An 8,648-nucleotide genomic window follows, 5' to 3' on the forward strand; every position below is an offset into this window, starting at 1 on the left:
AACTGGGCGCCACGCCGGGTCCGGCGACGACGTCGCGGCGTGTCGCGCAGGAACTCCGGAACGGCGCGATGAGCGGTCAGCCGCCGGAACGGTCGCGGATGCGCTCCAGCAGCAGGTTCGCGATGAGGCCCGTCCAGCCGGTCTGGTGGCTCGCCCCGAGGCCCGCGCCGTCGTCCCCGTTGAAGTACTCGTAGAAGAGGAGCGCGTCGCGCCAGGCCGGGTCGGTGGTGAAGCGCGCCTGGCCGCCCCAGACGGCCCGGCGCCCGTCCGCGTCCGGCAGGTAGAGGCCGACGAGCCGGTCGGCGAGGTCCGCGGCGAGATCGGTGAACGTCGCCGACCGCCCGGAGCCGGCGGGGTACTCGCAGAGCACGGTGGTGCCGGCCGCCTCGCCGTAGCGGCGCAGCGCCTGCTGCAGCAGGTAGTTCACCGGCAGCCACACCGGCCCGCGCCAGTTCGAGTTGCCGCCGAACAGGTCGGTCGTCGACTCGGCCGGCTCGTAGTCCACCTCGGTGTCGTCCTCCACCCCGGCGTGCAGCACGAACGGATGGTCGCGATAGGCGGCCGAGACCGCCCGCACACCGTGCGGCGAGAGCATCTCGCCCTCGCCCCCGACGACCCGCATGATCCGGCGGAGCCGTTCGCGGTCGACGAGCGCGAGGATGCCGCGGGTCGACGGCGCCTCCGCGAACAGGTCCACGTCCGCGCCCTCGGCAGCGTTCCCGTGCTCCTCGAGGAAGGCGTCGACGCGGGCGCGAAGCCGCGGCAGTCGCTCGAGCCGATCGCGCGGCACCGACACCGCGGCGAAGACGGGCACGAGCCCGCTCATCGAGCGCACCGCGACCGGCCAGCCGGTGCCGTCTGGCCGCACGAGCCGGTCGTAGAAGAAGCCGTCGTCCTCGTGCCAGAGCCCGCTGCCCTCCGTGGCGCGGGCGATGAGCGCGAAGAGGTCGAAGAACATCAGCGCCATGTCCTCGAGCGCCGGATCCGCCTGCACGAGCTCGAGGGCGATCTCGAACATGCTCACGCAGTTCAGCGCCATCCAGCCGGTCGCATCCGCCTGCTCGAGCGTCACGCCGTCCGGCAGCATCGCACCGCGGTCGAAGGGCCCGATGTTGTCCATGCCGAGGAAGCCGCCGCTGAACGTGCCGTTGCCGTCGGGGTCGTTGCGCGCCACCCACCACGTCGAGTTGACGATGAGGCGCTCGAACACCTGCCGCAGCCAGCCGAGGTCCGTGCCCCCGTCGCGGCGGAACACGTGCAGCGCCGCCCAGGCGTGCACTGGCGGGTTCACCGCGCCGAAGTCCCACTCGTAGGCCGGCACCTGCCCGGTCGGATGCATCCATCCGGCGCCCAGCACCATCGCGAGCTGCTGCTTCGCGAACGCCGGATCGACGTGCGCGAGCGTGACGCAGTGGAAGGCGAGGTCCCAGGCCGCGAACCAGGGGTACTCCCACGGGTCCGGCATCGAGACGACGGCCTCGGCGTCGAGGTTCTGCCATCGGTGGTTGCGGCCCTGCAGCCGCTCCGGCGGCGGGGCCGGGCGCCCTGGATCGCCGGCGAGCCAGGTGCGCACGTCGTACGCGTAGTACTGCTTGCTCCAGAGCATCCCGGCCATCGCGGAGCGGATGACGTGGGCCTCGTCGGTGGTCGCGCCCTCACACAGGGTCGCGTAGAAGTCGTCCGCTTCGCTCGCGCGCGCCGCGACCACGCGGTCCCAGTCGGCGGCGAGGTCGGGCGCCTCGGCGGGCGACAGCCGCAGCCGGATCTCGTGGCTGCCGCCGGCCGGCACCTCGATCACGTGGTGCAGCGCTGCCTTCGTCCCGGCCCGCGCAGGGTTCACCGTCGCGGCGCCGTCGACGACGTGGTCGTTGATGCCGTCCTTCGGGTACTCGGGTCCCGGCTGCCCCCAGAGGCGCTCGGTGTTCGTGGCGTTGTCGCAGAACAGCGCCTCGGCGTCGCCGTCGCTCGCGAGCACCATCGTGCCGAGCTCCTCGTGCCGCGCCATGAGCGCCCCGGCCGGCGACGCGGTGATCGCGGGCGCCGACACGCCGAGCCGCCAGCTCCAGGTGTCGCGGAACCAGAGCGTCGGCAGCAGGTGCAACGTCGCCGCGTCGGGACCGCGGTTCGTCACCGTGATCCGGATGCAGAGGTCGTCCGCATCCGCCTTGGCGTAGTCGACGGCCACGTCGAAGTAGCGGTCCTCGTCGAAGACGCCGGTGTCGAGCAGCTCGTACTCGGGGTCGTGGCGGCCGCGGCGGGCGTTCTCCTCGACCAGGTCCTCATAGGGGTACGCGCGCTGCGGGTAGGCGTAGCGCCAGCGCATCCACGAGTGGGTGGGCGTCGAGTCGACGAACCACCAGTACTCCTTGACGTCCTCGCCGTGGTTGCCCTGCGGGCCGGTCAGTCCGAACGCGCGCTCCTTGAGGATCGGATCCGCGCCGTTCCAGAGTGCGAGCGCGAAGCAGAGCCGCTGCCGGTCGTCGGACAGCCCGGCGAGCCCGTCCTCGTTCCAGCGGTAGGCGCGGGAGCGCGCATGGTCGTGCGGGAAGAAGGACCACGCGTCGCCGTCGGCGCTGTAGTCCTCCCGCACCGTGCCCCACGCGCGCTCGCTGAGGTACGGACCCCATCGCCGCCACGCGTCGCCGTCCCCGCCCTGCAGCCGCTGCCGCTCGGCATCGCCCCGTGCACCGTCCGTCATCGCGCCTCCAGCTCCCGGATGCGGGCCCCGTAGAAGTCGCGGACGGCCCCGTTGCCCTCGATCGAGCGCGCCGCCACGTAGGCGGCCCGCGCCTCCTCCGTCCGCTGCATGCGGCGGAGGATGTCCGCCCGTGCGCCCGCGACCTGGCGCGCGGCCTCGGGCGCCGCGACCTCGAGCGGCCCGAGCGCTGCGAGCGCGGCCGGCGCCTCGCCGGGCAGGAAGCTGCGGGCGACGAGCCGGGCGACCTGCGCGGCCGGCGACGGCCACCGGTCGACGAGGCGGTCGTAGAGGCGGCAGATCGAGGGCCAGTCGGTCGCCGCGAAGTCGGGCGCCTGGGAGTGCAGCCCGGAGATGCCCGCCTCGAGCGCGAACCGTCCGCCGCCGGCGAGCGCGACGACGGCGAGGTCCAGCCCTTCCGCGAGCAGCTGCCGATCCCAGGCGCTGCGGTCGGCCGTCTCGAGCGACGCGGTGGATCCGTCCGCCCGGATGCGCGACGGCGCCCGGGCCTCGGTGAGCAGCAGCAACGCGAGCAGCCCGGCGACCTCGAGGTCGGCCGGTGCGAGCGTCCGCAGGCTCCGGGCGAGCTCGAGCGCGGTCACCGTGACGGCGGTGGAGCGCAACGCGGTCCCCGCCGAGGCGGTGTGGCCGGTGGTGAAGAGCAGGTGCACGGTCGCGAGCACGTCCGGCATCCGCCGCGCGAGCTCGGTGCCGGTGGGAACGGCGAAGCGGATGTGCTGCTCCGCGATCCGCCGCTTGGCCCGGGTGAGCCGGGCGCTCATGGCGGTGTGCCCGACGAGCATCACCGCCGCGATCTCGGCCGTCGGCACGCCGCAGACGAAGCGAAGCGCGAGCGCCAGCCGGGTCTCCGGCTCGAGCGCCGGCGTGCAGACCGCGAAGAGCAGCGCCAGCCGGTCGTCGCCCGTGGGGTCGGCGACGGGGGCGACCTCGCCGGCCGCGAGCAGCGGCAGCCGGGCCTGCAGCCGCGCCTCCCGCCGCACGGTGTCGATCGCGATGCGCTTGGCGACGGTCGTGAGCCAGGCCGCCGGGTTGATGAGGACCTCCCGGTCACGGCTGGCGGTGGCTCTGGTGAAGGCCTCCTGCACGGCGTCCTCGGCGAGGTCGAGGTCGCCGGTGAACCGCGCCACCGCGGCGACGAGCCGCGGCCACTCCCGACGGAACGTGTCGTCGAGAACCGGAGTGGCCACGGGCTCAGCGTAGGTCCGGCGACCTCACATGGCGCCGGTGTTCATCACCGGCCAGAGCTCGACCGAGCCGCCGGTCGGGCAGAGGGCCGCCAGCTCGCGCGCCTGCGCGGCGTCGCGCACGCCGAGCTTGTAGTAGCCGGTGACGACCTCCTTCGTATCGGCGAACGGGCCGTCGGTGAAGACGGGGCTCCCGTTGCCGTTCGGCGTGATCCGCACGGCGGTCGACGGCGGCTGCAGCGCGTCCCCGCCGAGGATCGACGCCCCGGCCTTCTGCACCGCCTCCGCGAATGCCTGGTGTCCCTGCATCGCGGCACGCCACTGCTCCTCGGTGACCGCGGTCGGGTCCCACGGCTCCTCGACGATGAGTACGACGAACTCCTCGGCCATGATGGTCCTCCTTGTTCGGCGGCCCGGGTGGCCGCCTCACCCTCACGACGAACGGCCGCTGAGGATTTCGACAGCGCCGGCTCGATCCATGTGAGTGAAGAAGCCGGAGCGACCGGTGAAGCCCCATCCCCTTCCGCGGCGCACGCGTCTGGCGCAGACTGCGCTCCATGACCACCGCGGAGATCGACGAGTACCTCGCGGGCCTGCCGGACCCGAAGCGCAGCACGCTCGAGGAGGTGCGCCGGAGGATCCACGCACTCGTGCCGTCCGCGGAGGAGGGGATCTCCTACGCGGTTCCCGTGTTCCGCGTCGAGGGCGACCCGATCGCCGGTTTCGCCGCCTTCTCGCGGCATCTCGCCTACCTGCCGCACAGCGGCTCGGTCATCCGGAGCCTCGGCCCGCTGGTCGACGGCTACACGCACACCGCGGGTTCGCTGCACTTCCCGGTCGACGAGCCGCTGCCGGTCGAGCTGCTCCGGGCGCTGCTCACCGCGAAGGCGGAGCTGCTGGGCCGCCCGGAGGTCGTCCTGGGCTAGCCGCTCGCGGCGACCGAGCAGGTCTGCTCCGCCGCCGTCTGGCCCTTCAGCCCCGAGATCGATGATGAGGAGGACGCCGACGGGCTCGGGCTCGGGCTCGGGCGCTCGGACGGGGACGTCCCTGTCGTCGCGCTCGACGACGAGGCGCCCGACGAGTGCGACGCCTTCGGGGCGAGCACGGCGCTCACCCCGAGGTCGTCCTTGCCCAGTGTGATCGGCCTGCCCGCCCGGACGCGCTGCATGAGCGTGGCCGCGAGGACGGGGTCGGGGACGACCTTGTTCACGTCGGCGGGATCCGTGGCGACCGGGTACTGCACGAACGCGATGCCGGCGAGCGGGATCTGCTTCAGCGCGAGCATCATCGTCACCATCGTGTCGAGCCCGGCGAGCGACTTCGACAGCGCCACGTTGTTCGCCGCGGCGGATGCGAGCGCGTAGAGCCTCGTGGGATCGGTGAGCGTGCTGCTGCTCGTCATCTTGCGCAGCAGCGACGACATGTAGGCCTGCTGGGAGGCGATACGGCCGAGGTCGCTGCCGTCACCGACGCCGTGGCGGGAGCGCAGGTACGCGAGCGCGGTGCGGCCGCTGATCGTCGAGACGCCGGCCTTCAGCTTCAGCCCCGACTGGGGATCGTCGATCGCCTTCGTCGCACAGACCTGCACGCCGCCGACCGCGTCGGCCATCGCGACCGTGCCCTCGAAGCTGAACAGCGCCGCGTACGGGATGGTGACCCCGGTCTGCTGCTCGACGGTGGCGACGACGCAGCCGAGGCCGCCGCGGGAGATCGCCGTGTTCAGCGGCTCGGCGACGACCGCCGCGTACGTCTGCTTCGTCGCCGGATCCGTGCAGACGGGCTGGTCGATCACGAGGTCGCGCGGGATGCTGACGACCGTCGCGCTCCGATGGTCGGCCGCCACGTGCACGAGGATGTTCACGTCGTTCAGCGTCGCGTCCCGGGCCGCGCCGAACCCGGCCTGGCCGCTCGAGTTGTCCTCGCCGACCAGCAGCACCGTGAACGCGCCGGACATCGCCCCGATGGACGGCGCCGCCACGCCGGCGCGGTTGCCGTTGCCGCTGCTGCTGCTGCCGCTGCTGCTGCTGCCGTTGCTGCTGCTGCCGTTGCTGATGTCGACCGAGCGGCTCGCGACGGTGCTCGTGAGCCGCCAGGCCGCGATCGAGGCGAGCGAGACCGCGGCGACGGAGCAGACGACCACGACGGTGAGCGCGCCGCGCACGACCCGCACCCAGGGGGGCCGCGTGCCGCCGCGGGCGCGGGCGTGCCGGACGATCGTCCTCGGCTGCCCGCGACCCACGACGGCACCTCCCGAGCCGGCGTACTGGTCCGGCCCTGGTGCGAGTGTGGGGCGGCCGTCCGGGGCCCGGTGCTGCTCCGCCTAAGACCGGGCGATGAGGGCCCGATACGGGGGAACCCCGGGTCCGGTGCTCACTGCGCGGGGATGATGCCGGCGAGCAGCAGCCCGGCGACGAGCACCGCGAGGAGCAGCCGGTAGGCGATGAACACGGTGATCGGGTGATGGGCGACGATGCGCAGCAGCCAGGCGATCGCGGCGTAGCCGACGACGAAGCTGATCACGGTGGCGATGGCCGTGGGCCCCCATCCGACGCCCGCGGAGATGTCCTTCGCCGAGGTGGCGGCCTCGAAGCCGCCGGCGGCGAGCAGCGCGGGGATCGAGAGGAAGAACGAGAAGCGGGTGGCCGCGACGCGGTCGAGGTTCCGGAAGAGGCCACCGCTGATCGTCGCTCCGGACCGCGACACCCCGGGCACGAGGGCGATGCACTGCATGAGCCCGATGACGATGGTGTCCGTCAGGTTGAGCTGCTCCTCGTTCCGCTTCTTCGTCCCGACGCGCTCCGCGATCCACATGACGACGCTCCAGAGCACCAGCGCGACGACGACGACCCAGAGGCTGCGCAGGCCGCCCGTGATGAGGTGCCGGGCCAGCAGGCCGATGATGCCGATCGGGATGGTGCCGATGATCACGAACCACGCGAGGCGGTAGTCCGGGTCGTCCCGGTGGTCCTTGTTCCTCAGACCGCGGATCCACGCGGCGATCAGCCGCACGATGTCCTTTCGGAAGTAGAGGATCACGGCGATGATCGCGCCCACCTGGATGATCGCGGTGAACGCGGTGACGCCCTGATCGTCGACCCTCAGGCCGAGCAGCTTCTCGACGATCGTCAGGTGGCCGGTGCTTGAGACGGGCAGGAACTCGGTGAGCCCCTCGACCACGCCGAGCAGCACCGCCTGCAGGATGCCCAGGTGCACTTCTATGTTCCCCTCTCAGTGATGCAGCGCGGATGCGCTGCGTGGACGACGGGCGGAGGGGATGCGTCCGGCCGTCGGCCGGCTCGGAAGGAGACGGCGGCATCCACCTTCGGGCATGCGCGCCCTCCCCGGAGCGGCACACGCCGCACGGACGGTCTCCTTGACGCATCCGATGGCACGCGGCCGCGTCCCTCGCGTCCCGCTCACGCGGCGACGATGCGCTCGCGGGCGGCGCGTTGCCGGCGGAGGCGCCGGTACTCGCGGACGGTGAGCCAGACGACGACCACGTCGAGCAGCGTCAGCAGCAGGAGTCCCCACGTGAAGTGGACGACCATCGCGTAGCCCTGGTAGGCGATGAAGACCGCCAGGAAGCCGATCATCCAGGGGTAGGCCCAGAGCCGGTCCCGCAGCACCGCCCAGACGAGCACGACCTTCACGAGGCCGTGGACGAGCAGGTAGAGCGCGCCCCAGAGTGAGAGCCCTGCATCGTGCACCAGGCTGTGCGACGCGGACAGCACGTGGTTGGCGATGAAGTCGCGGGGATCCTCCTGGAGCTCCGTCCGGGTCAGGAACGCGGCGATGCCCTGGATCTGGGACGGCCGCACGATCAGCAGCAGCGCACCGCCGACGAGCTCGAGCACCCCGTCGAGCCCCTTGAGGATCAGCACGATCCGGAAGACCAGGACCTCCCGGCCGACCCACTCCTGCTCCTCCGGAACGGCGGACGTCACGTCAGTACCGCCCGGAACCGAGGTCGGCGGATCCTGGAGCGGCCTCGACCGCAGCGGCCACCAGCTCCGCGTACTCCCCCAGGCGGCGCTCGCAGTCGGCGACCCGCTCGGCAGCGACCCGACCCTCATCGAGCTCGAGCACATCCCGCGCCTGGAGCACCTGCAGCCAGCGCTGCAGCCGCTCGAGGCTCTGCCCCTCCTCCTCGAGCTCGCCCAGGGTGAACTTCTGCTTCGCGATCTCGCGGTGGATCTCCGCCTCGAACTTGCCGCAGTCGGTGATCAGCTCACGCCACTCGTCGGACCGAGCGGCGGTGTAGGCGTCCCTGAGCACCCGTTCCGCGCCGGGATCCTTCGGACGTGCCTCGATCTCCGCCACGGACCCGTCACCCCGCTCCACGAGCGCGCGCACGCGCTCGAGCAGGCCCGCGTGCGCGGCGGGCAGCAGCCACGTGCCCGCGCCGATCGGCACGGCGCCGGTGCGGCGCAACTCGCGCCAGACGGCCACACGATGCCGTGACGGCTCGCTCGGCAGCTGCACGAGCAGGAGCGTCCAGTCGACGACTTCAGGCATGGAGTCAGCGTAACGGTCGTTACACAGAATCCTCGAAGCCCCGATGCCGATCGAGATGGCGCGGAGTACGGCGTCGATGCGGATGGGCGCACAAATGAGACGAGGCCATCTTCGGGTGAAGATGGCCTCGTCTGCAAAGGGAGTCCGGCGGTGTCCTACTCTCCCACGGGGTCTCCCCCGCAGTACCATCGGCGCTGAGAGTCTTAGCTTCCGGGTTCGGAATGTGACCGGGC

At 72.2% G+C, this 8,648-nt stretch carries 8 protein-coding genes and 1 rRNA gene; 1 reads left to right on the forward strand and 8 read right to left on the reverse strand.

The annotated features are described in order from the left end of the window. Positions 1 to 76 precede the first annotated feature (76 nt). The 3 genes from VIG76_RS10860 to VIG76_RS10870 are packed head-to-tail and all read right to left on the reverse strand — an operon-like array spanning position 77 to position 4,290. Positions 77 to 2,698 (reverse strand): MGH1-like glycoside hydrolase domain-containing protein, encoded by a 2,622-nt coding sequence (locus VIG76_RS10860; protein ID WP_331953984.1) that lies wholly within the window; start codon positions 2,696 to 2,698, stop codon positions 77 to 79. Then, entirely contained in the window at positions 2,695 to 3,903 is a 1,209-nt protein-coding gene (locus VIG76_RS10865; protein ID WP_331953986.1) for an RNA polymerase sigma factor, read from the reverse strand. Before VIG76_RS10865 ends, VIG76_RS10860 begins: the two co-directional genes overlap by 4 nt. Positions 3,904 to 3,927: 24 nt before the next feature. Next, positions 3,928 to 4,290, reverse strand: coding sequence for a YciI family protein (locus VIG76_RS10870; protein ID WP_331953988.1), 363 nt, complete (start codon positions 4,288 to 4,290; stop codon positions 3,928 to 3,930). Between the two features lie 167 nt (positions 4,291 to 4,457). Here VIG76_RS10870 and VIG76_RS10875 point away from each other — a divergent pair, with 167 nt between their 5' ends. Further along, entirely contained in the window at positions 4,458 to 4,826 is a 369-nt protein-coding gene (locus tag VIG76_RS10875; protein WP_331953990.1) for an iron chaperone, read from the forward strand. On the opposite strand, the gene VIG76_RS10880 is transcribed toward VIG76_RS10875, so the two are convergent. The 5 genes from VIG76_RS10880 to rrf form a co-directional block, all read right to left on the reverse strand. Beyond that, a complete protein-coding gene (locus VIG76_RS10880; RefSeq protein ID WP_331953992.1) occupies positions 4,823 to 6,139 on the reverse strand; it encodes an LCP family protein in 1,317 nt (438 codons plus the stop codon). The two genes, VIG76_RS10875 and VIG76_RS10880, sit on opposite strands and share 4 nt — an antisense overlap. A 131-nt stretch (positions 6,140 to 6,270) precedes the next feature. Then, entirely contained in the window at positions 6,271 to 7,113 is an 843-nt protein-coding gene (locus VIG76_RS10885; RefSeq protein ID WP_331953994.1) for an undecaprenyl-diphosphate phosphatase, read from the reverse strand. A gap of 203 nt (positions 7,114 to 7,316) precedes the next feature. Further along, positions 7,317 to 7,844, reverse strand: coding sequence for a DUF2127 domain-containing protein (locus VIG76_RS10890; protein ID WP_331953996.1), 528 nt, complete (start codon positions 7,842 to 7,844; stop codon positions 7,317 to 7,319). Position 7,845: 1 nt separating this feature from the next. Beyond that, positions 7,846 to 8,415 (reverse strand): Chromate resistance protein ChrB, encoded by a 570-nt coding sequence (locus tag VIG76_RS10895; RefSeq protein WP_331953998.1) that lies wholly within the window; start codon positions 8,413 to 8,415, stop codon positions 7,846 to 7,848. A gap of 142 nt (positions 8,416 to 8,557) precedes the next feature. Then, positions 8,558 to 8,648: ribosomal RNA gene (gene rrf / locus VIG76_RS10900) — 5S ribosomal RNA — on the reverse strand; the annotation flags it as partial.

Source organism: Amnibacterium sp. (genome assembly GCF_036559085.1).
GTDB lineage: Bacteria > Actinomycetota > Actinomycetes > Actinomycetales > Microbacteriaceae > Amnibacterium.

Bases quoted from the DNA above. Each gene is read 5' to 3' on its own strand.
- VIG76_RS10860 (WP_331953984.1), bottom strand. From the start codon at position 2,698: ATGACGGACGGTGCACGGGGCGATGCCGAGCGGCAGCGGCTGCAGGGC.
- VIG76_RS10895 (WP_331953998.1), bottom strand. From the start codon at position 8,415: ATGCCTGAAGTCGTCGACTGGACGCTCCTGCTCGTGCAGCTGCCGAGC.
- VIG76_RS10870 (WP_331953988.1), bottom strand. From the start codon at position 4,290: ATGGCCGAGGAGTTCGTCGTACTCATCGTCGAGGAGCCGTGGGACCCG.
- VIG76_RS10875 (WP_331953990.1), top strand. From the start codon at position 4,458: ATGACCACCGCGGAGATCGACGAGTACCTCGCGGGCCTGCCGGACCCG.